Genomic DNA, 23,792 nt, shown 5'->3' with positions numbered 1-23,792 from the left:
CTACATTTGTCGGGCTTTTTAAAAAGTTTTAAAAAGCTAATGACAAATTGACATTTTAAAAACAAAGATGGAAGAAAAAAAATTCGATTACAATTCTATAATTGGCTTCGGCTTATTATTTGTAATATTCATTTGGTGGGCATATACCAACCAACCTACTCCTGAGGAATTAGAAGCTCAGAAAAAAGCAAAAACTGAACAAACACAAAAAGAAACAGAAACAGCTGCTACAAATGCGGCAAGTTTTAATACTACTGCTGAAGTTCCAGTTCAAGCTACAGATTCTTTAAGTTTAGCAAAAGCTAAAACAGCCTTAGGAGCATTTGCTTCTTCAGCAACATTAACTAATGCTGAAACTATTTTAGAAAACGATGTTTTAAAACTAGTAATTTCTAATAAAGGTGGTCAAATTAAAGAAGCTTTAATTAAATCTCACGTTACATACGACTCATTACCGTTGTATATGATTAAAGATAATAACGCCTCTTTTAACATCAACTTTGGAACTACAGACAATAGAGCATTAAACACAAAAGATTTACTTTTTGAGCCTACATTAACTAAAAATGGCGAAGAACAAGTACTTTCTATGAAGCTAAAAGTTTCTAACAATCAGTTTTTAGAGTATAGCTATGTTATGAAACCAGGAGCATATATGGTTGATTTCAATATGCGTTCTCAAGGGTTAAATTCTACCATAAACAGTTCTCAAGCTATTACTTTAGATTGGAATTTAGATGGATACCGTCACGAAAAGAGTATTCGTTATGAGAACCAACAAACTGAGATGTATTATGAAAAAGAAGATGAAAAAATTGACTACCTTTCTGTAGGTGGTGAAGATGATGCTGAAGAATCTGACGTAAACTGGGTTGCTTTTAAACAACATTTCTTTTCAACTATCTTAATTTCAAATCAAGCTTTTGAAACTGCTAAATTAGATTCAAAAACACTTACAAAAGACGAAGAAACTGACGCTTTTACAAAAGCATTTTCTTTAAAAGCTCCGTTAGCACTTCAAGGTGGAGAACTTAATTACAATATGAATTGGTATATTGGACCTAATGATTACCAAATTCTAAAAAAATACGATAGAAACATAAAAGAAGTCGTAAACCTAGGTTGGGGAATCTTTGGTTTTATTAACCGTGTAGTTTTTGTTCCTGTATTTAACTTTTTACAAGGGTTTATAGGTAATTACGGATTAATTATTATCCTATTAACTATTGTTGTTCGTATTTTTATGTCTCCGCTAGTATACAAATCCTATTTATCTAGTGCGAAGATGAAGGTATTAAAACCTGAAATGGAAGAAATTAACAAGCGTTTGCCTGGAAAAGAAAACGCTATGAAACGTCAACAAGAAACTATGGCATTGCAAAGTAAAGCTGGCGTAAGTCCACTTGCTGGTTGTATCCCTGCAGTTTTACAAATGCCTGTATTCTTTGCATTGTTTAGATTTTTCCCTTCAAATATAGATTTACGTCAAAAAGGATTTTTATGGGCCGATGATTTATCTGCTTATGATTCTGTTTATGAACTCCCTTTTCATATTCCAATGTATGGGTCTCATATTAGCTTGTTCCCAATATTGGCATCAATCGCAATTTTCTTTTATATGAGAATGAGTCAAAGTCAACAAATGAATATGCAGCAACCTACGCAAGAAGGAATGCCTGATATGCAAAAGATGATGAAAATGATGATGTATTTCTCACCAGTAATGATGTTAATTTTCTTCAACATGTATGCTAGTAGTTTAAGTTTATACTATTTTGTATCTAACTTATTAACTATCACAATTATGTTGATTATTAAGAACTACATTATTGATGAAGACAAAATTCATGCAAAAATTCAAGCAAATAAATTAAAACCTAAGAAAGAAGGTAAATTTAAGAAGCGTTTGAATGATGCTATGAAGCAAGCGCAAGACCAACAAGCACAACAAAAACGAAAAAAATAACCATTCATTAAGTTATTGAAATGTTAAAGTCCTAAAGTTTTAAACTTTGGGACTTTTTTTTTAACTTTAGAAGAAATTCTTAAAATGTCTGCTTTAAAAAGTTACTATGAAATTCTATTAGAGATTAACTTGGTGATAGAATACCATATTGGAATACTTAAAGCTGACTCTTATATTAATTTTAAAAAAACGCTTTTTAACGATCCTTTATTTAAACCAAATTTAAACCATTTTATTCATTTTAAAAACGTAACATTTGATACCAATAAGGATGATATTAATGAGTTTGTTAATTTTATGAAAACAAATACAACATCAATTGGTAAAAGAAAAATTGCATTTATAACAAACACTCCAAATCAAGTTGTTTCAACAACATTATATAAAATGATGTTAAATAGCTTAAACCAATCTGTTGAAATATTTTCAACCAATGATAACGCTTTAAAATGGCTGAAAGTACCAAATTTAGGAATTGGTGCTGTTATCAGTATTCTTATTAAATTTGCTAACAAATAACCCTTTTCATCTATTTTTTTTAGATTAAATTCACTCTTATGAAAAAAAGTATAAATCTCTATTTTATCTTAAGTTTTAGCTTATTGCTGTTGTTTTCCTGTACAAAAGATGATAACACGGCAATTACACCTCCACAAGATACGCTTAAACAACTCACTATTTTTCATATAAACGATCAACATGGGCGCTTAGAAAATTTCTCGAAAATTAAATACATTATCGATCAGGAAAAACAAGAAACCAATGTACTAGTAACTTGTGGTGGCGATATTTTTTCAGGAAATCCTGTTGTTGATAATTACGAAGAAAAAGGGTTCCCTATGATAGATTTAATGAACCTAGTAGGCTTTGATATTTCAGCTATAGGAAATCATGAATTTGATTACGGTGAAAACATCTTAAAAAACAGACTTACACAAGCTAATTTTAATTGGGTGTGTGCCAATGTAAATATGAATTCAACTGGTATTCCTGCACCGTTTGAATATAAAACAATTACAAAAAATGATGTGAAAGTTACTTTTTTAGGTTTAGTTGAAACCAATGGAAAAGAAAATGCTGTTATACCATCAACACACCCGTGGCGCGTTCAAAATTTAACATTTCAAAAATATACAGATGTAGTGGTTAGTTACCAAAATATTAAAGAAGAAGAAAACTCCGATTTATATATTGCTCTTACACATTTAGGCATTTCATCTGATAAAAATTTAGCAACTAAATTCCCTTATTTTGATTTAATAATTGGAGGCCATTCACATTCCATAAATAATGAAGTTACAAATAACATTCCTATTTTTCAAGCTGGTTCAAACCTAAACTATTTAGGTAAAATAAAATTAACAATTAAAAATAAACTAATTGAAAGTTTAAATTATGAACTTATAGATTTAGAAAAATTCAACAATTTAGACAATTCAATAAAACAAGTTATTGACACTTATATTGAAAATGCCAACTTAAGTGAAGTTATTGGCTATGCCGAAGCTTACCATACAAGAACTGCCGTTGGAAGTTTTTATACAGATGCCCTAAGAAATGAACTAAATGTTGATATAAGCATTCAAAATACAGGTGGTGTTAGAAACAATTTAGATGAAGGTGATATTTTAAAAAGTGAAATTTATAGTATTGACCCTTTTAACAACGGAAGCGTAACCTATACAATGACTGTTGGAGAAATTAAGGATTTTTTAAAAGAAACTAAAGTTGCCATTTACTATGCTGGAGTTGATATTGAACAAGAAAATGGAATAATTACAATAATTAAAAACGGACTAGAATTAAGCGATAACCAAACTTTAACAATTGGGTTGAATGATTACATTCCTGCTGTGTACGATAGTTACTTTACGCAAACACCAACAATTAAACCGTATACCACTGCCGAAACAATTATAAATTATTTAGAAAATAATACTGCTCCTATAAATTATTCTCAAATGAATAATTATTTTAAATTTCAATAAAAAAGAGACTGTTTGGATTGTTAGCTTTTCGCTAACCTAAACTAAATTCAGGTTCTCATCAATGTTAAAATTAGCATGATGAGATTCTGAAATAAATTCAGAATGACACGCTTTCCGCTTTCCAAACAGCCCCTTAAATTATTTGTATAAATCCCTATTTATTTAAAAAGGCCAATACATTTTTTTCAATGCGCTCTTGAATATTAGATACATCTGATTTAACAAAAGATTCGCCAGTAATTTTCTCGTACAATTCAATATATCTATCAGAAATTTCGTTGATTTTTTCATCACTCATTTCAGGAACAGTTTGTCCTTCTAACCCTTGAAAATCATTAGAAATTAACCATTGACGTACAAATTCTTTCGATAATTGCTTTTGAGCTTCACCTCTACTTTGTCTTTCCTCATAACCATCCGCATAAAAATAACGAGAAGAATCTGGTGTATGAATTTCATCAATCAATAAAATTTTACCATCTTTTGTTTTTCCGAATTCATATTTAGTATCAACCAAAATTAAACCACGTTCGGCAGCAATTTCAGTACCTCTTTTAAATAATGCTTTTGTATATTTTTCTAAAACAGCATAATCTTCTACAGAAACAATTCCTTTTGCTATAATATCTTCTTTCGAAATATCTTCGTCGTGATCACCATCTTCGGCTTTTGTAGCTGGCGTAATAATTGGTTCAGGAAATTTATCGTTCTCTTTCATTCCTTCAGGCATTGCAACACCACACAACATTCTTTTCCCTAATTTATACTCACGCGCTGCGTGACCACTCATATAACCACGAATTACCATTTCTACTTTAAAAGGTTCGCACATATACCCAACAGCAACATTAGGATCTGGTATACCTAAAATCCAATTTGGAACAATATCACTAGTTGCAGCTAACATTTTTGCTGCAATTTGATTTAAAATTTGCCCTTTAAACGGAATTTGTTTTGGCATTACTACATCAAATGCTGAAAGCCTATCTGAAGCTACCATAACTAAAGTTTCGTTGTTTATATTATAAACTTCACGAACTTTCCCTTTGTACACTGTTTTTTGTCCTGGAAAGTTAAAATCGGTATTATTAATTGTATTACTCATTGCCTACTTCAATACTTTTATATGCTGAAATTATTTGTTTTACTAATCTATGTCTAATTACATCTTTATCATCTAAATGAACAAATGCAATACCTTTTACTTCTTTTAATGTTAACATGGCTTCTTTTAAACCAGAAACCTGTCGTCTTGGTAAATCAATTTGACCTGGATCACCTGTAATAATAAATTTAGCACTTTTTCCCATACGAGTCAAAAACATTTTCATTTGGTTGTGAGTGGTGTTTTGCGCTTCATCTAAAATTACAAAAGCATTGTCTAAAGTTCTACCGCGCATAAATGCTAATGGTGCAATTTGGATAATTCCTTTTTCAATATACGAATCTAAACGTTCAAACGGAATCATATCACGCAAAGCATCATATAAGGGCTGCATATACGGATCTAATTTTTCTTTTAAATCTCCAGGTAAAAAACCTAAATTTTCACCAGATTCAACAGCTGGACGGGTTAATATAATTCTACGAACTTCCTTTTCTTTTAAAGCCTTTACCGCCAACGCAACTGCAGTATAAGTTTTACCTGTTCCTGCTGGTCCAATAGCAAAAAGCATATCGTTTTTTGCCATTTTTTCAACCATTTTACGTTGATTAACAGTTTGAGGTTTTATTAATTTACCTCCAACACCGTGAACCAAAACTCCATCGGCAGATTTAGCACTTTTATGCTCTGTTCCGTTTGAAGTTAAAATGCGTTCAATACTATTTTCGTCTAATTTATTATAACGAGTTAAATACTTCATTAGCATTTCTAGTCGCTTTTCAAACTCATCTAAAATATCGGGTTCTCCGTATGCTTTTAAGGTATTGCCTCTTGCAACAATTTTTAACTTCGGAAAAAATTTCTTTAGAATTTCTATATGAGAATTATGCGTACCAAACAAGTCGTTTGGATTAATTTCTGTGAGTTCAATTAGACGTTCGTTCAAATGACAAAGTGTTAAGTTTAAATGAAAAATTGTATGCAAAATAACCGAATAATTGATTAGATTTGCATAACAAATTTAATTATATCTAATAACAAATTTTTAACCTGCTCTAATAAGTTTTAAACATTTTATTAAGTATTTTAACTATTGTTAATTTAAAAAAATCGCTCGCATTTTATATGTCGATAATTACGCTAACTACTGATTTTGGAACGAAAGACCACTTTGTAGGTGCTATAAAAGGCACTATATACAGCGAACTTCCCAATGCTCGTATTGTTGATATATCACATCATATATCTCCATTCAACATTACTGAAACGGCGTATATTTTAAAAAACGCTTATAAAAGTTTTCCTGAAGGAAGCATTCATATTATTGGTGTTGATTCTGAATTAAATGAAGAAAACAAACACATTGCATTGAAATTAGATAATCATTATTTTATTTGTCCTGATAACGGAATTATTTCATTATTAGCTTCAGAAATTAAACCTGAGAAAATTGTTGAAATAAATATTCACGATCGTATTTCTACTAGTTTCCCTGTGCTTGACGTATTTGTAAAAGTTGCTTGTCATATTTCAAGAGGTGGAACTTTAGAAGTAATTGGAAAAATAATTCCTGATTATAAAAAGTTAGTAGAGTTACAGCCTGCAATTTCTGCAGATGGTAAAACTGTTCAAGGAAATATTATTTATGTTGATAACTACGGAAATTCTATTAGCAACATCAATAAAAAGTTGTTTCAAGAAGTTGGAAAAGGACGCGATTTTGAAGTAATTGCCAATAAATACGTTTTCAATAAAATCAACGCAAAATACAGCGATATTATAGATTTCTCTGTACCTGAAAATATTCGTCAAAAAGACGGTACACGATTGGCTATTTTTAATTCAGCAAATTATTTAGAAATTGCCATTTACAGAAGTAATTTAAATACCGTTGGCGGAGCTTGTTCTTTACTTGGATTAAATTATAGAGATACTATTTCAATAAAATTTTGTTAAACCCTTAATTTATGCTGGTACGAATTGTAAAATTAAGCTTTGACTCTTCTAAAATTGATGAATTTTTAGAGAATTTCAATAAAAACAAACATAACATACGAAATTTTGAAGGTTGCCGTTTATTAGAATTGTACAACGACAAAAAAGATTCCAATATATTTTTCAGTTATAGCTATTGGGAATCTGAAACACACCTTGAAAACTATAAAAGTTCTGAACTTTTTAAAACTGTTTGGGCAAAAACAAAAGTATTGTTTAACAACAAACCTGAAGCTTGGAGTGTTACTAAATTTGAAAGTTTACCTTAATTAAATGAAAGCTATTTTAACAAAAGAACTAAATTCATTCTTTTCTTCACCAATTGGTTATTTGGTGATTGCTGTTTATTTAATTCTAAACGGCTTATTTTTATGGGTTTTTGAAGGAGATTTCAATATTTTACACGCTGGTTTTGCCGATTTAAATAGCTACTTTTTTTTAGCTCCGTGGATTTTTATGTTCTTAATTCCAGCCATTACAATGCGAAGTTTTTCTGATGAAATAAATATTGGAACTATTGAAATTTTAAAAACCAAACCCATTGGAAATTGGCACATTGTTCATGGAAAATACTTGGGTTCTCTTATTTTAGTGTTGTTGGCTATTGCCCTAACTTTAGTATATATTTATAGCGTTTACCAATTGGGAAATCCTGTTGGAAATATAAATTTAGGAAGCACATTTGGGTCGTTTATTGGCTTGCTATTTTTAAGTAGTGCTTATGTAGCGATTGGTGTTTTTTCATCAACCATTTCTAAAAATCAAATTGTATCATTTTTAATTGCAGTTTGTATTTCTTTTTTCATTTTTTACGGATTTGAAGCTATTTCAACCTTGAATTTATTAGGTGACTTTAATTATACCTTTCAACAATTTGGAATGCTAGAACACTTCAATAGTATTAGTAAAGGTGTTTTAGACTCTCGTGATTTATTGTACTTTACATCTATTACTTATTTGTTTTTATTTTTAACCAAATTTAGCATTCAACATGAACAATAAGTATGCTAAAATAATAACAGTAATTATAAGTTTGATACTTATAAATTATATAGGTTCTAAACTATATAAACGTTTTGATTTAACTGAAGATCATAGGTATACACTCTCTGAGACTACCTTAGATATTGTTGAAAATATTGAAGAAAATATTCTTATTACAATTTATTTAGAAGGTAATTTTCCTGCGGAATTTAAACGCCTTCAGGTTGAAACTAAATTGCATTTAGAAGAGTTAAAAGCAATCAATAAAAATATTCAATTTAAGTTTGTAAACCCAACTGATATTGCCGAAGATTTAATTGAATCGGGTCTTGATCCTAGCCGTTTACAAGTACAAGAAAACGGTAAATTATCTGAAATCATCATTTTTCCTTGGGCCGTTGTTCAGTATAAAAATAATAGCGAAACCATTCAGCTATTAAAAGATATTTTTGCGAATTCTCAAGATGAACAATTGGAAAGTTCCATTCAAAATTTAGAATATGCTTTTGTAAATGCTATTCATAAATTGACTTCAAAAAAAGAAAAGAAAATTGCCATTATTAAAGGTAATGGTGAGTTAGATGATATTTATATTGCCGATTTTTTAAGAAAAATAAGTGAATATTATCGTTTGGCTCCTTTCACGCTAGATTCCGTTGCTAAACAACCTCAAAAAACACTGAAAGAACTTTCAGAATTCGACTTAATTATTGTTTCGAAGCCTACAGAGCAGTTTTCCGAAGAAGAAAAATATACGTTAGATCAATTTAGCATGCATGGTGGAAAATCGTTGTGGTTAATTGATAATGTGCAGGCTGAATTAGACAGTTTAATGCTTACCGGAGAATCTTTGGCATATCCTAGAGATTTGAACTTAACCGATTTATTTTTTAATTACGGTGTGCGTATTAATTATGATTTAATAAACGATGTGTACAGTTCTAAAATTCCACTAGCAACAGGAAATGTTGGAAATAAAACGCAATTTAATGCTTTCAACTGGAATTATTTTCCATTGGTAAATTCAAAAAACAACCACGCAATTACTAACAACATTGAAGCTGTTAATTTAAAATTCCCGAATAGCATTGATACGTTAAAGAATGACATTCAAAAAACAATTTTATTACAAAGTTCTCCACTTTCAAAAACCATAGGAACACCCACAATAATTTCATTAAAATCTATTGCCGAAAAAACAAATCCTGCAGAATATACAAATGGAAATATTCCTATTGGAGTATTACTAGAAGGCAATTTTAAATCGGCTTATGCAAGTCGTACAAAACCATTTACAATCAACAATTCAAAAGACAAAAGTAGCGTAACAAAAATGATTGTTATTGCTGATGGTGATATTATTGCGAATGAAGTTGCTAAAGGTCAACCATTAGAATTAGGTGTAGATAAATGGACCAATCAACGCTTTGGAAATAAAGAATTTTTATTGAATTGCGTGAACTATTTATTAGATGATAATGGTTTGATAAACATTCGTTCAAAAACCATTAAAATCAACTTTTTAGACAAAGAAAAAGTTTTTAATGAAGCGCGCAAATGGCAACTTTTGAATATCCTATTTCCCTTAATTTTACTGGCTATTTTTGGTGTTACTTTTAAATACTACAGAAAGAAAAAGTACCAATAATTAGGACTACCTCCATCTCATAAAATATTGTTAAATTTAAACCTCACTTATAATGCGGTTTTTATATAAGCTATATTTGTTATTAAACATTAACTTACTACTATGATTAAAAAACTATTTACCATTTGCTTATTTGTTGGATTATCTTCAACACTAACTGCACAAATTAAAACACCACAACCTAGCCCAGCTGCTAAAATTGAACAAGTTGTTGGCTTAACTGATGTTACTGTAGAATACTCTAGACCTGCTATGCGAGGAAGAACCATTTTTGGTGATCTAGTACCGTTTGGAACTGTTTGGAGAACTGGTGCTAACGCTAATACTAAAATTACATTTAGCGACAATGTAACTATTGACGGGCAAGAGCTTACAAAAGGAACTTATGCAATTTATACAATTCCTTCGGAAACTTCTTGGGAAGTTATCTTTTATAGCGAATCAAACAACTGGGGAACTCCTAAAAAATGGGACGACAACAAAGTTGCAGCTAAAACAACGGCTAAAGTTGAAACAATGCCAATGCCTATAGAGTCTTTCACTATTTCTATAGATGATTTAGCTACAAGTTCGGCGGTTATTGGATTTTTATGGGAAAATGTATATGTTGGTGTAAAAGTTGATGTTCCTACTGATGCTATTACTTCAAAAAATATTGAAACAGTAATGGCTGGCCCTTCAGCAAACGATTATTTTCAGGCAGCTACTTATTACCATACTGAAGGTAAAGACTTAAATAAAGCCTTAGAATGGATGAAATTAGCTACTAAAGGTGAAAATCCTCGTTTTTGGTATTTACGTAGAATGAGCTTAATTCAGGCTGATTTAGGTGACGTAAAAGGGGCTATTGCAACTGCTCAACAATCTTTAGCTGCTGCTGAAAAAGCTGGCAACGCTGATTACGTAAAAATGAATAAAGAATCAATTGCTGAATGGACTAAATAGTTATTAACTTTTAAGACATCTAAAAAAGCGCATTTTTGAAAAATTCAAAAATGCGCTTTTTGTTTATACATATTTCTAACAATAATAATTTGATATTGTTATGCTGGCTCCAAATTATTCTTACTTAATGATTGTATCAACACTGCAATCCCCATCACCAACGCACATCCAAATAAATTCAACCATAAATAAGGCATCCAATCATAATACCAACCTATAACAACAATAATTTGAGTAATTAAAGCAGCCATAAATACGGCGTTACTTTTCACAAATTTTATAAAAAATGCCAATAAGAAAATTCCTAAAACATTTCCATAAAATATGGAACCGATAATATTTACTAATTGAATTAAATTATCAAATAAATTAGCAATACAAGCCACAGAAATTGCTATAATTCCCCAAGCCAACGTAAACCATTTTGAAGCTTTTACATAATGCGCATCGGTTTTATCAGAAGTTACATTTCTTTTATACAAATCAATTGCTGTGGTACTCGCCAGCGCATTTAATTCAGAAGCTGTACTAGACATTGCTGCTGATAAAATTACCGCCAACAACAAACCAATCAATCCTCTTGGTAAATTATTCAGAATAAAATGAATAAACACATAATCTTTGTCGTTGGTTTCTGCGGAAGCATCAGCTTTTGAAATAACTGCTTTTGCTTGTGCTTTATTTTCAAACTCCAAGACGTTTAATCGCTTAATTTCTTCAACATAAGAAGCGTTTTTTAAATCCTTCCCATAATTTAAGTTCGCAATAAATTTTTGCGCTTCTAAATCTTTATGTTTAATCTCTAATGCTTTATACTCTTCAGAAAATTCAGAATCATGAACAATTTTAGTTGCTGCCGGATTAAAGTTTAATGGAGAAGCGTTGAATTGATAAAAAACAAAAACCATAACACCAACCAACAAAATAAAAAACTGCATTGGCACTTTTAACAAACCGTTAAAAATTAATCCCCACTGCATTTCTTTTACTGATTTACCCGATAAATAACGTTGCACCTGACTTTGATCAGTTCCAAAATAAGAAAGTGCTAAAAAACTTCCACCGATAATTCCACTCCAAAATGTATAACGATTATCTAGGTTAAAAGAAAAATCTAACACATCCATTTTACCACTAGCACCAGCAATTTTTAAAGCCTTGGTAAAATTAATATCTGCAGGTAAATAACTTACAATTAAATAAAATGCGATAAACATTCCGGCAAAAATAACACCCATTTGCTGTTTTTGAGTAACACTAACAGCTTTTGTACCACCTGTTACCGTATAAATTATAACAAGTACACCTATAATTATATTTAGTGTTGTTAAATCCCAACCCAATACTGCCGATAAAATAATGGCAGGCGCAAAAATGGTAATACCTGCTGCTAAACCACGCTGAATTAAAAATAAAATAGCCGCCAAACTTCTTGTTTTTAAATCGAAACGCGTTTCTAAATATTCGTAAGCAGTAAATACTTTTAAACGATGATAAATAGGAATAAAAACCAAACAAATAATTACCATAGCAATTGGCAATCCAAAGTAAAATTGCACAAATCCCATACCACTGTGAAATGCTTGTCCGGGTGTTGATAAAAAGGTAATTGCACTAGCTTGTGTTGCCATTACAGATAAACCTATTGTCCACCATTTGGCTTCACTTCCACCTTTAATATAGTCGGTTACGTTTTTACTTCCTTTGGTTTTGTATGCACCATAAGATACGATAAACAATAAGGTTCCAATAAGAATAATCCAGTCTAATTGTTGCATAATTTAAGAGAATATGGTCATTAAAATATAAAACAATACTATGTAGACTGAATTGGCTATTAACACTGCCGTATATTCTTTTTTCCAAACATATTTAGGTTTTTCCATATTAGTTTTTTAACGGTTTTTTTACATTGTTTTTTCCAACAGAAAGCATATTCGCAAATAATTTATAAGCTCCTGGAACACCTGCTGGCAATTCCCTAAACAAACTTAAACCCGTATAGATAAAAGTACCTTTTCCGTACTTTGCAACTAACAAGCTTCCGTTTTTAGGTGTCTCATTTTTATCATTCATACTAATAATTGCCTCGTAATTGGCATCCCATTTATCAGGAAAATACAAACCACGCTCTTGAACCCAGCCTTCAAAATCAGTTTTAGTTATTTTATTAGGGTAGTTTAATAACTCGTGTGTTGGGTTTATAATACGAACTTCTGAATTCTCGTCTGTAACTCTATCTCTAGAAAGTTCTATTGGATACGGGCCAACTTCGTTAACTTTTAAACGACGATTAGTATTGTATTGCACAATCATAGTTCCGCCATTATGCACATAATTATGTAAATGTTTTTGATAAAACTTTGCTCTATCATTGGTGTTATAAGCTCTAATTCCTAAAATTACAGCATCAAAATTTGCTAATTTTTCAGGAGTAATATCATCTTCATCTAATTCAACAACAGTATAACCAATTTGACGTAAACTTGTAGGAATAACATCTCCTGCTCCTTGAATATAGCCAATTACTTGTCCTTTTTTTTCAATATTTAATCGTACAACTTTGGCTTCCGAAGGCATTATAATAGATTGAAACGGAATGTAATCGTAATCAATTTCTACCAATTCATTGGTATAACTTTTTTCGCCTACTTCAATAATTGTAGAAATTAATCCTTCAGACTGTTCTTTAGGTGGCGTTACTTCAAATTCAAAAATTTGCTCTTCACCTTTTTGCGTTAAACTAATTTCGAAATTTTCGGGAGCAACTTTCCAATTTTCGGGAGTGCATAAAATTAAATTCCCTTTAAAATTATTTTTTATCGTTTTTACTTTTATTGAAATTTTTTGAGTTTGTTCTTCAGAAAAAATAAATACTTTTTCACTAAAAGATGCCGAAATTTCAGGAAGAATTTCAAATGGTTGATAAACTTCTCCCTTTACAGGATCGTTGTATTTGTAGACTATTTCTTTTCTGAAATTAATTACATATCCGTTAAAATTTAAATTGAAATCGGAAAACAAAGCTCTTGGCGTTTCTGGTAAACTTATCAAATTAGCATCATCTACTTTATACATTCCTAAACTCCCTTTTTCACGCAACCAATAAGGATATGTTGTATTTATGTTTGAAGGAATTTCAATATCTATTTCAAATTTATGCGAACTATTATTTGTCAATGTTTTAGCAATATCTTTTTCAGAATTTAACGGTTGAATCATAACCGATTTTAAACTTATAGGATAATCACTTCTATTAATCGCTTCAATTTTTATGGTGTTTTTTGCTCCCGAAGTTGTTGAAGAACTATTTGCAACAGCCTCTATATATAAACCAGCACAAGCAGCAATAATGTTTTTAATTTCTTCTGATTTTATGCTTTTCCAATGTACATTATCTAATTGTTGAATTAATTGATATGCTTTTACCAACGCATCAATACTTGCTGAAGGATTTTTAAAATCGAATTCATTTTCAACTTCATGAAGCATTTTACCAATTTTAGCACCACCCTCAACTCTATTCCAACTAGTGTCTATACCGTCAAAAACGGTTTTATTTTCGGGAAAACTTCCTTTCAAAAACTCTAAATATTCTATTTGGCTACCACGAGTTCCAGTACTTCCAAAACCTTGTGACTGATGTTGACTTCGACTTAACGAAGCTATTTCACTATTTGACAAACCTTTATTTGCATAATACGTTCCAATATCAACGCTTAACAAGTTTGTTTTATCTGCTTTATTAAAATTTTCTTCACTTCCATAAAACCACCACGAAGTATTAAAAAACAAACGTGTTGGTTGCCAAAAATCATCATGTTCTAAATGTGTTTTGTAATTTTTGTTTGAAGCCAATTCAAAAGCTTCCACGCTTAAAACTGCAGAAGAGGTATGATGCCCGTGTGTTGAACCCGGAGTCCTGTTATCAAAACGGTTGATAATAACATCTGGCTTAAACTTTCTAATAACTGCAACAACATCTTTTAAAACCTCCTCTTTATTCCAAATTTCCAAAGTTTCATCGGGATGTTTTGAATAACCAAAATCGTTTGCGCGTGTAAAAAATTGCTCCCCTCCATCTATTCTACGAGCTGCTAATAATTCTTGAGTTCTAATTACACCTAACAATTCTCTAATTTCAGGCCCTACTAAATTTTGACCTCCATCACCGCGTGTTAAACTTAAATATGCCGTTCTGGCTTTTACATCATTTGCCATATACGATATCAATCGTGTATTTTCATCATCAGGATGCGCAGCTATATATAACACTGTTCCTAAAAAATTTAATTTCTGAATGGCATCAAAAATATCTCCTGAGGTTGGTTTTTTAGGGGCTTGTGCAAAAATTAAAGGAATTGAAACAATAAATAAGAATAGAAATGATATGTATTTCTTCATGTAAATTTTAGTTTTAGTAGTAAAAACAAATATAAAATTTATATGATTGGATGACCTCTAAAATTAATCATATTAACATAATTATAACTTTTTTGATTTTTAATTTATAACTACCTAAAATCGTAATATTTACACTATTTTTAACGCTTAAAAACTGTTAATAAATAACTTTTTGAATACAACATATTTAGAATATATTTGTAATTCATTCTATATAAAAAAAGCATACATGAAATTTATAGTATCAAGTAGTCAATTATTAAAACAACTTCAAGTTTTAGGAGGTGTTATCAATAGTAGTAATACGTTACCTATTTTAGATAATTTTTTATTCGAATTAAATCAAAATGAATTAAAAATTTCTGCTTCTGATTTAGAAACCACAATGAGTACAAGCATTGAGGTTGAATCTGATTCTGAAGGTTCTGTGGCTATTTCAGCTCGTTTATTGTTAGATACTTTAAAAACATTTCCAAATCAGCCATTAACTTTTAAAACTGAAGAAAACAATACTGTTGAAATTAGTTCTAGTCACGGTAAATACGACATGGCTTATTTTGATGGAAACGAATTTCCTAAAGCCGTTTCTATTGCAACACCAAGTAAAACCGTAATTCCTGGTGAAATTTTAGCTACTGCAATTTCAAAAACAATATTTGCTGCAGGAAATGATGATTTAAGACCTGTAATGAGTGGTGTATTTTTCCAATTTAGTACAGATAGCTTAACATTTGTAGCTACTGATGCGCATAAATTAGTTAAATATTCAAGAACTGATGTTGTAGCAAATGATACTGCTGAATTTATTATGCCAAAAAAACCTCTGAATTTATTGAAAGGAATTTTAGGAGGAAATGAAAGTGATGTAACTATTGAATATAACGATGCAAATGCAAAATTCACATTTGATAATGTTGTTTTAGTTTGTAGATTGATTGATGGAAAATATCCTAATTATGAAGCGGTAATCCCAAAAGAAAATCCAAACAAATTAACTGTTGAAAGAGGAATCTTTTTAAACTCTGTAAAACGTGTTTCTATTTTCTCAAGCAAAACAACACATCAAATAAGATTAAAAATGGCTGGGACTGAATTAAATATTTCTGCTGAAGATATTGACTATTCAAACAAAGCTGAAGAGCGTTTGGTTTGCGAATACCAAGGTGACGATATGCAAATTGGTTTCAACTCTCGTTTTTTAACTGAAATGTTGAGCAACTTAAATTCAAACGAAGTGTTAATTGAAATGTCTATGCCAAACAGAGCCGGAATTTTAACACCAATTGACGGCGTTGAAGAAGGCGAATTTATTACAATGTTGGTAATGCCTGTAATGCTAAACAGCTAAAATTATTTAAATATAAAATAGGAGCCATAACTAAAAAGTTATGGCTTTTTTGTATTATTGTTTTAAAATTAGTTTATGAATTTTTTAGCGCATCTTTATCTTTCAAAAAGCAACAAAAACATATTAATAGGGAACTTTATTTCTGATGCTGTAAAAGGTAAAGCCTATGAAAATTATCCAAAAGAAATTAAAGCGGGAATTTTACTTCATAGAGAAATAGACCACTTTACCGATACGCATCCAATAGTTAGAAAAAGTATGCACCGCTTGCATGCGAGGTACAGACATTATGATGGTGTAATAATTGATATTTTATACGATCACTTTTTAGCGAAAAACTGGGCGAATTATTCTGAAATTCCATTAGAGATTTATGCTGAAAATGTGTATGCTTTTTTAACAAAAAATAGTGAAACATTTCCTGAGGAACTTCAAAAATTATTACCAAGTATGATTCAATACAATTGGTTGGTAAATTATGCTTCTTTGGAAGGTATTGAACGTGTTTTGAGCGGAATGAATAGAAGAACAAAAGGTATTTCTCAAATGGATTTGGCTATTGAAGATTTAAAATTGCATTATACTGAATTTGAGGAAGATTTTACATTATATTTTAAAGAATTAGAATCTTTTTCAGATAAAAAAACAGCATATTTATTAAGTTCCTAAAAACAAAACTATTAATTTTAAAAAATTACTATATTTAATAAAATTATTATAATGGATTCTAATACAATTTCAAAAGGCATATTAAGAACTATAGGTGTAGTCATAGGCATTTCACTATTATTATTTTTTCTCTTTAAAATTCAAACAATAATAATTTATATTGTAGTTGCAGCCATTGTTTCATTAATCTCAAGACCTTTTATTCAGTTCTTAAAAGAAAAGCTAAAATTCCCAAATACGCTTGCGGTAATTATCAATTTAATCGTATTGATATTTTTAATGATTGGCTTAATAAGTATGTTTGTTCCGTTAATTATGAAACAAGGTGAAAACTTATCGCTGCTTAATACAGATACGCTTCATTTAAACATTCGTACATTATTACGTGAAATAAATATTTATTTTTCTAATTATAATATTGATTTATTAAGTGAACTTAAGGATTTGAATATTCTTAAAAATTTGAATGTTATACCAAACCTTTTAAATTCAATTATTGGTCTACTTGGCAACTTTAGCATTGCACTTTTCTCTATAATTTTTATCACTTTCTTTTTCATGAAAGATCGAATGCTGGTTGAAAACGCTGTAACCCTCATGGTAAACAATAAAAGTCAACAAAGAGTAAAAGCTTCATTTGAAAAAATAAAAAATTTACTTACTCGCTATTTTATTGGGCTTGTTTTCCAAATAACTATTTTATTTATTATTTACACAATTACACTTATTACTTTTGGAATTGAAAATGCTTTTGTAATTGCTTTTTTATGTGCTTTGCTTAATTTAATTCCTTATGTAGGCCCTTTAATTGGGGGAATTCTTATGTTATTTTTAACAATGAGCAGTAATTTAGGATCTGACTTTAGCTCCGTAATTTTACCAACTACTGTATATGTAATGTTTGGTTATGTTATAGCTCAACTTGTAGATAATTTCTTAAGTCAACCTTTAATATTTTCTAATAGGGTGAAATCACACCCATTAGAAATTTTCTTGGTAATTATGATTAGTGGAACTTTATTTGGTATTGTAGGAATGATTATTGCCATACCTACTTACACTGTAATAAAGGTTATATTACAAGAGTTTTTATCCGAAAATAAAATTGTTAAATCGCTCACAAAAAACTTTTAAGTAATGGCTTCCTACATTGCATTGTTAAGAGGTATAAATGTAACTGGCCATAACAACATAAAAATGGCCGATTTAAAACAGCTATTTTTAAATCTTGGTCATTTGAATGTAACTACCTACATTCAAAGCGGCAATGTAATTTTTAACAGTAAAAAAACTAATATTGAGACTTTAGAAAAAGAAATTATTGACACCGTTTATAAAAATTTTGGGTACAACATAAAAGTTTTAGTTATAACAAAAACAGAATTAGAAACAATTTTTAATAACAATCCTTTTGTTAAAAAAAATACTATTGATCGCTCAAAATTACATGTAACGTTACTTAGCTACAAGCCTAATTTAAATAAAATAGAAACAATTAACTGCTTAAATTCAACAACTAATGACGAGTTTAAGATAAAAGATAAAAGTATTTATTTAAACTGTCCTAATGGTTATGGAAAAACCAAATTGAATAATAATTTCTTTGAAAAAAAGTTAAATGTTTCAGCTACAACAAGAAACTGGAAAACAATCACCAAGTTAATAGAATTAAGTGCTTAAGAAATTGAACCTACATATTTTACATACCGATGTACAGGATTTTATAACCAAAAACCTAAAAAAAGATATCACAAAACTTGTTTTAAAAGGAAGTCGTTTTGGGAATGTTTCAATTCAAGAAATTGCCGAGCAGATTGTTGCTAAAAATAAGTGTGAACAAAAATTACCAACTTGGTTTACTCAAAAAACCATTTATTACCCAAATAAATTAAATATTGAACAAACCTCTTCTGAAATAACCGCTCAATATAAGTCGGAACTTGTTTCTGGAAATGTATTAGTTGACATAACCGGTGGTTTTGGAGTAGATTCCTATTATTTTTCAAAAACCGTTAAAAATGTAACTTATTGCGAAATTAACGAACACTTATATCAGATAGTAAAATACAATTTAAAACAATTAAATATTCAAAATCTTAAAACACACTTTGGAAATGGCTTAGACTTTCTAAAAAATTCTAAAGAAAAAAAAGATTGGATTTATGCAGATCCTTCAAGAAGAAACGATTTAAAAGAAAGAGTTTTTTTATTAAATGATTGTTTGCCTAATATTCCGGAAAATTTAACCACGTTATTTGAAAAGTCAGAAAATATTTTATTGAAAATTTCTCCCGTATTAGATATTTCAAGCGCAATTAATGAATTGAAATTTGTAAAGGAAATACATATTGTAGCGGTAAAAAATGATGTAAAGGAATTACTTTTTATTTTAGAAAATGGTTATTTAGGTGAAATAGCTATTAAAACGATTAATTTCACCACAAACAGAAATCAATATTTCGAATTCATTTTTCAAGACAGCTCTTTTACAACATACTCAGAGCCAAAAAAGTATGTATTCGAACCAAATGCAGCAGTACTAAAAGCAGGTGCTTTTTATCAAGTAGCAGAACAATTAAACATTGATAAATTGCATCAAAATTCTCATTTATACACTTCAAATGAGTTGATAAAATTCCCTGGAAGAAGGTTTGAAATAAAACACTGTGTTCCATATGATAGAAAACAACTTAAAAAAATAATTCCTTCATTAAAAGCAAATATTACAACAAGAAACTTCCCTGAAACTGTTGCTCAAATTAGAAAAAAAACAAAAATTAAAGATGGAGGGAATCTGTATTTATTTTTTACAACTGATATTTATGAAAACCATATCGTTCTTATTTGCGAAAAAATTTAAATTACATTTTAATATTCTTTTACTTGCTAAAGTAGGATTTACACAATTTTTTGCAAACTAAAATTAATACTATATCTTTGTATTAATAAGGGCGTCCCTATAACTAAAATTCTTTACGGAGAAGAGTTTTGTTTGTTGATTTTTCATATAAAATTCCCCAATTTTATAATCCTAAAATCAAATTTTGCTTTTAAAATCTCCAAAATAGAAATTTTATTTAATAAAATTTTGAGTGATTTCAATATTGATATTTAAGCAGCAAACCCTTGAAAATCAAAATTTTAAAAACTCCTGATTCTCTTTATTTTTAAAAACACTTAAAAATAAAGCAGGATAACTTTTGCTTTTTATTAAGATTTAATTACATTTGATGTTCTTACTAATCATTTAATTCTTACTAAAGATGAAAAAATTAAAATTAATTTTCGGATTACTTATGGTATCTGCTTTTGTAGCAGTTACAGTTTACAGTTACACTTCTTCAGACAGCCAAGCTGTTAGAAAAGATAGAGTTATCATTCCAAGACAAGGTTAAATTAAACTCAACCTTTAAAATTAGATTTTAGTATCTAATTTTTCAAAAAACATACCACAATATAGTTTATATTGTGGTTTTTTTATTGGGTCATTTTTTTTAATTAGAATATTTTATTTATATTTATAGATTAGAACCCCGAAACACTGCTTAATGAAAAATCAAAAAAGAAGATCATTATTACTTGGTAGTCTAATTATAATTTTAATAGTTTCAACTCCATACCTATTATACATCTATAGAGCTATTCCTGATGATGTAGAAGTTTATAAAACTTTTTTCGGATTTGAAATAAAAGGAGGTTATTATAAATATGTTCAATCTTACGTTTATACTTTCTTTGGTAAATTTGTTCCTTTTTTTCTTTTAATTATTTGGTTTATTACAAACAAGCATTGGTGGGTACATGCCTTGATTATTCCTATCTCTATATACTTATTTCAAATTATTGCAGTAATTAATGATAGTGAATTATATTATGATGAAATAGAATTCATCTATACGGTACCAATCGGAGTAATTATAATGGTTATTCTTTATTTCTTAAGAAATAAAATGTCTGTTTATATCCAAGCGCTAGATTTAAAAAGAGAGATGGATGAAAACATGAAAGTTCCAAAAAACTTTAAATAAACTTTTTACTTTAACTTATTTCCAAATAACAATAATAAAATTATTGGGATTCCTAATAAAACAACGGTTACAGTACTTTGCATAAATATATTTGGCGACACTAGTAAAGTTAACCCATAACCTCCTATTGCACCTCCTAAATGCGCCGAATGACCAACATTACCCAATTTATTTTTCATACCATATATAGAATACAATAAGTAACCTACTCCAAATATATAAGCCGGAATTGGTATAGGTAACGGAAACATAATTAACCTCATATTAGGGTTGAGTAATATGGCTGCATAAATTACACCAGCCACAGCTCCAGAAGCTCCTACAGCACTATAATACAACTCATTCTTATGAAAACTTAATGTAAATAAACTCCCAGTAAATAAACTCCCTACATATATAATTAAAAATTTAATAACTCCTAAATTTTGAATTAATTGAGGTGCAAAAATATACAATACATACATGTTCAAAATTAAATGTAAGTAGTCAACATGTAAAAAAGCTGAAGAAACAATTCTTATTTTTTCACCACGCTTTATAGCTCCTATCTGAAACTTATATTTGTCAAAAAAAGAGCGATCACTAAAACCTTTTATAGAAATTAAAACATTTGTAATAATTATAAAAAGTACTGATGTATCAATATTCATTATTTACTTATTTTTAATGAAAAACGAAAGTATGAAAAAATGCTGATATTGAATTAAAGTCATATAAAGTATTCAAAAATAAATATTATTTTTGTGCTTGTTATGATGAATTTAATAATTTACATTCTAGTATATCCTATTATTTGGTTTATTTCTATTTTACCATTTCGATTATTATATATAATCTCCGATTTTTTTTACTTTATTGTTTTTCATCTAATTGGTTATCGAAAAAAAGTGGTTTTAAACAATTTACAATTGGTATTTCCTAATAAATCAACTGCCGAATTACTAATAATTCGGAAAAAGTTCTATCATCACTTTGTAGATATTTTTATGGAAATGATTAAAACATTTACCATCTCAAAAAAAGAATTAGACAAACGTTATACTTACAAAAATATTGAGCTGGTTCAAGAACTTAAAAAAGATGGAAAAAGTGTAATTCTAATAAGTGCTCACTATGCAAATTGGGAGTGGATAATTGGAATGAATGCCTTTATAAATTACAATGCTATTGCTGTTTACACTAGAGTTAGCAACCCTTATTTCAATAAAAAAGTGATTAAAACACGAGAAAAATTTGGAGTTAAACTAGCACAGTCTTCAAAAGTTATTCCATTGATGTTAAAAAATTATCAAAACAACATACAGTCTATTTACGGTATGTTAAGTGATCAATCTCCTCAATTAAGAAATAACACTTATTGGAGTCGTTTTTTAGGTATACAAGTTCCTATACATACAGGTGCTGAACTATTGGCAAAAAAATACAATATGAATATAGTATTTTTAGATACTCGTAAAATAAAACGAGGGTATTACGAAACAACATTGAGTACAATTACTAATGATGCTAGTAAGCATACTGACTTTGAATTGACTGAACTTTACTTAAAAAAAGTTGAACAACAAATAAAAGAACAACCCGAATACTATTTTTGGACACATAAACGATTTAAGCATAAAGATAAAGCGCCAAAATAATAGTTCAACAAATACACCTCATTTTCAAAAAAGATTTATAAATTGCACCTTGTAATTAAAATTGGTTTTAACTATATTAAGTAACCGTTTTAAAACATTAAATACATTTATTTACCAAAAATAAGAGTATATCCAAATTTAGCAGTGGATTAAACATCTTCAAATTAATTAACTGCTTTAAAATTTCACAATGAATCTTTTCGTTTATACTTTAGCATATCCTTTTATTTGGATACTTTCAATATTACCATTTAGAGTTTTATATATTATTTCTGACTTTATCTATTTAATACTTTATTATGTTATTGGGTATCGAAAAAAAGTAGTGTTAAATAATTTAAAATTAACCTTTCCCGAAAAATCAATTGAAGAATTACTAATAATTCGCAAAAAATTTTACAAACATTTTGTAGATGTTTTTATTGAAATGATTAAAACATTTACAGCATCAAAAGAATTAATTTACAAACATTACACCTTTACAAATATTGATTTTTTAAATGATTTATATAAGGATGGTAAAAGCATTATTCTTGTTGGTCCACATTATGCAAATTGGGAATGGATTATGAGTTTAGATTCATTTGTTAAATATAAAGGATATGCAGCGTACTCAAAAATTGGAAATAAATATTTCAATAATAAAATATTAAAATCTAGAGCCAAATTCGGCACCACTATGCTACCTACCTCAAATATTGTCTCTGAAATTATTTATAACTCTCAAAATAACATTCAGGCAGCTTATGGTTTGTTAAGTGATCAGTCTCCTCAATTAAATAAAACGCATTATTGGAGTACGTTTTTTAATGTAAAAGTACCTATTCATACTGGAGCTGAAATGTTAGTGAAAAAATACAACATGAACATGGTTTTTATTGAAACCAAAAAAGTAAAACGTGGTTATTACGAAACTTCATTTAGTTTGGTTCAAGAAAAATCAACAAAAAATTCGGCTTATGGACTCACTGACAACTTTTTAAAGAAGGTTGAAAATCATGTGTATAAACAACCCGAATATTATTTATGGACTCATAAACGCTTTAAACATAAAGATAAAGTCCCTTTATAAACT

22 protein-coding genes are annotated in these 23,792 nt (G+C 29.2%); 17 read left to right on the top strand and 5 right to left on the bottom strand.

Annotation, left to right across the window (positions count from 1 at the left end; all coding sequences use genetic code 11):
* Positions 1–67 precede the first annotated feature (67 nt).
* From yidC to CHB67_RS15170, 3 genes are all read left to right on the top strand, one after another.
* Positions 68–1,966, top strand: a complete 1,899-nt coding sequence (yidC, locus tag CHB67_RS15180; protein WP_089382649.1) for a membrane protein insertase YidC — start codon at positions 68–70, stop codon at positions 1,964–1,966.
* Positions 1,967–2,050: 84 nt separating this feature from the next.
* Entirely contained in the window at positions 2,051–2,485 is a 435-nt protein-coding gene (locus CHB67_RS15175; RefSeq protein WP_089382648.1) for a hypothetical protein, read from the top strand.
* 38 nt (positions 2,486–2,523) lie between these two features.
* On the top strand, positions 2,524–3,954 hold the full coding sequence (locus tag CHB67_RS15170; RefSeq protein WP_089382647.1) for a bifunctional metallophosphatase/5'-nucleotidase: 1,431 nt from the start codon (positions 2,524–2,526) through the stop codon (positions 3,952–3,954).
* 154 nt (positions 3,955–4,108) lie between these two features.
* Here the strand turns inward: CHB67_RS15170 and CHB67_RS15165 are convergent, their stop codons facing one another.
* Together CHB67_RS15165 and CHB67_RS15160 are read right to left on the bottom strand one after the other, a co-directional pair.
* On the bottom strand, positions 4,109–5,059 hold the full coding sequence (locus CHB67_RS15165) for a phosphoribosylaminoimidazolesuccinocarboxamide synthase (RefSeq protein ID WP_089382646.1): 951 nt from the start codon (positions 5,057–5,059) through the stop codon (positions 4,109–4,111).
* Positions 5,052–6,005 carry a PhoH family protein gene (locus CHB67_RS15160; protein WP_089382645.1) on the bottom strand — a complete coding sequence of 318 codons (954 nt, stop codon included), beginning with the start codon at positions 6,003–6,005 and terminating at the stop codon, positions 5,052–5,054. Before CHB67_RS15160 ends, CHB67_RS15165 begins: the two co-directional genes overlap by 8 nt.
* Positions 6,006–6,184: 179 nt before the next feature.
* Between CHB67_RS15160 and CHB67_RS15155 the strand changes: the two genes are divergently transcribed.
* From CHB67_RS15155 to CHB67_RS15135, 5 genes are all read left to right on the top strand, one after another.
* Positions 6,185–7,015 (top strand): SAM hydrolase/SAM-dependent halogenase family protein, encoded by an 831-nt coding sequence (locus tag CHB67_RS15155; protein ID WP_089382644.1) that lies wholly within the window; start codon positions 6,185–6,187, stop codon positions 7,013–7,015.
* 11 nt (positions 7,016–7,026) lie between these two features.
* Positions 7,027–7,323 (top strand): putative quinol monooxygenase, encoded by a 297-nt coding sequence (locus CHB67_RS15150; protein ID WP_089382643.1) that lies wholly within the window; start codon positions 7,027–7,029, stop codon positions 7,321–7,323.
* A 4-nt stretch (positions 7,324–7,327) separates the two neighbouring features.
* Positions 7,328–8,056, top strand: coding sequence for a gliding motility-associated ABC transporter permease subunit GldF (gene gldF, locus CHB67_RS15145; protein ID WP_089382642.1), 729 nt, complete (start codon positions 7,328–7,330; stop codon positions 8,054–8,056).
* On the top strand, positions 8,046–9,686 hold the full coding sequence (gene gldG / locus CHB67_RS15140) for a gliding motility-associated ABC transporter substrate-binding protein GldG (protein ID WP_089382641.1): 1,641 nt from the start codon (positions 8,046–8,048) through the stop codon (positions 9,684–9,686). Before gldF ends, gldG begins: the two co-directional genes overlap by 11 nt.
* A gap of 102 nt (positions 9,687–9,788) precedes the next feature.
* The gene (locus tag CHB67_RS15135; protein ID WP_089382640.1) at positions 9,789–10,631 is read left to right on the top strand and encodes a DUF2911 domain-containing protein; all 843 of its coding nucleotides are present in this window, start codon (positions 9,789–9,791) and stop codon (positions 10,629–10,631) included.
* Positions 10,632–10,729: 98 nt separating this feature from the next.
* Here the strand turns inward: CHB67_RS15135 and CHB67_RS15130 are convergent, their stop codons facing one another.
* Positions 10,730–12,409, bottom strand: coding sequence for a sodium:solute symporter (locus CHB67_RS15130; protein ID WP_089382639.1), 1,680 nt, complete (start codon positions 12,407–12,409; stop codon positions 10,730–10,732).
* A gap of 109 nt (positions 12,410–12,518) precedes the next feature.
* Complete coding sequence (locus CHB67_RS15125) at positions 12,519–15,035, bottom strand: PIG-L family deacetylase (protein WP_089382638.1); 2,517 nt, start codon at positions 15,033–15,035, stop codon at positions 12,519–12,521.
* 229 nt (positions 15,036–15,264) lie between these two features.
* Here CHB67_RS15125 and dnaN point away from each other — a divergent pair, with 229 nt between their 5' ends.
* From dnaN to CHB67_RS15095, 7 genes are all read left to right on the top strand, one after another.
* Positions 15,265–16,383 (top strand): DNA polymerase III subunit beta, encoded by a 1,119-nt coding sequence (gene dnaN / locus CHB67_RS15120; protein WP_089382637.1) that lies wholly within the window; start codon positions 15,265–15,267, stop codon positions 16,381–16,383.
* A 75-nt stretch (positions 16,384–16,458) separates the two neighbouring features.
* On the top strand, positions 16,459–17,052 hold the full coding sequence (locus tag CHB67_RS15115; RefSeq protein ID WP_089382636.1) for an acyl carrier protein phosphodiesterase: 594 nt from the start codon (positions 16,459–16,461) through the stop codon (positions 17,050–17,052).
* Between the two features lie 51 nt (positions 17,053–17,103).
* Entirely contained in the window at positions 17,104–18,186 is a 1,083-nt protein-coding gene (locus CHB67_RS15110; RefSeq protein ID WP_089382635.1) for an AI-2E family transporter, read from the top strand.
* 3 nt (positions 18,187–18,189) lie between these two features.
* The gene (locus CHB67_RS15105; protein WP_089382634.1) at positions 18,190–18,732 is read left to right on the top strand and encodes a DUF1697 domain-containing protein; all 543 of its coding nucleotides are present in this window, start codon (positions 18,190–18,192) and stop codon (positions 18,730–18,732) included.
* 4 nt (positions 18,733–18,736) lie between these two features.
* Positions 18,737–19,912: a THUMP-like domain-containing protein gene (locus tag CHB67_RS15100; RefSeq protein WP_089382633.1), complete on the top strand. Its 1,176-nt coding sequence runs from the start codon at positions 18,737–18,739 to the stop codon at positions 19,910–19,912.
* A gap of 403 nt (positions 19,913–20,315) precedes the next feature.
* Positions 20,316–20,447, top strand: coding sequence for a hypothetical protein (locus tag CHB67_RS17405; RefSeq protein WP_262494290.1), 132 nt, complete (start codon positions 20,316–20,318; stop codon positions 20,445–20,447).
* 153 nt (positions 20,448–20,600) lie between these two features.
* Positions 20,601–21,080, top strand: a complete 480-nt coding sequence (locus CHB67_RS15095) for a hypothetical protein (RefSeq protein WP_089382632.1) — start codon at positions 20,601–20,603, stop codon at positions 21,078–21,080.
* Positions 21,081–21,085: 5 nt separating this feature from the next.
* On the opposite strand, the gene CHB67_RS15090 is transcribed toward CHB67_RS15095, so the two are convergent.
* On the bottom strand, positions 21,086–21,730 hold the full coding sequence (locus CHB67_RS15090) for a rhomboid family intramembrane serine protease (protein ID WP_089382631.1): 645 nt from the start codon (positions 21,728–21,730) through the stop codon (positions 21,086–21,088).
* Between the two features lie 102 nt (positions 21,731–21,832).
* Here CHB67_RS15090 and CHB67_RS15085 point away from each other — a divergent pair, with 102 nt between their 5' ends.
* Positions 21,833–22,717 carry a lysophospholipid acyltransferase family protein gene (locus CHB67_RS15085; RefSeq protein WP_317045703.1) on the top strand — a complete coding sequence of 295 codons (885 nt, stop codon included), beginning with the start codon at positions 21,833–21,835 and terminating at the stop codon, positions 22,715–22,717.
* A 190-nt stretch (positions 22,718–22,907) separates the two neighbouring features.
* The gene (locus tag CHB67_RS15080) at positions 22,908–23,789 is read left to right on the top strand and encodes a lysophospholipid acyltransferase family protein (RefSeq protein WP_089382629.1); all 882 of its coding nucleotides are present in this window, start codon (positions 22,908–22,910) and stop codon (positions 23,787–23,789) included.
* Positions 23,790–23,792 lie beyond the last annotated feature (3 nt).

This window comes from Lutibacter agarilyticus, assembly GCF_900188235.1.
Classification (GTDB): Bacteria; Bacteroidota; Bacteroidia; order Flavobacteriales; family Flavobacteriaceae; genus Lutibacter; species Lutibacter agarilyticus.
This window is presented reverse-complemented; position numbering and strand designations above follow the sequence as displayed.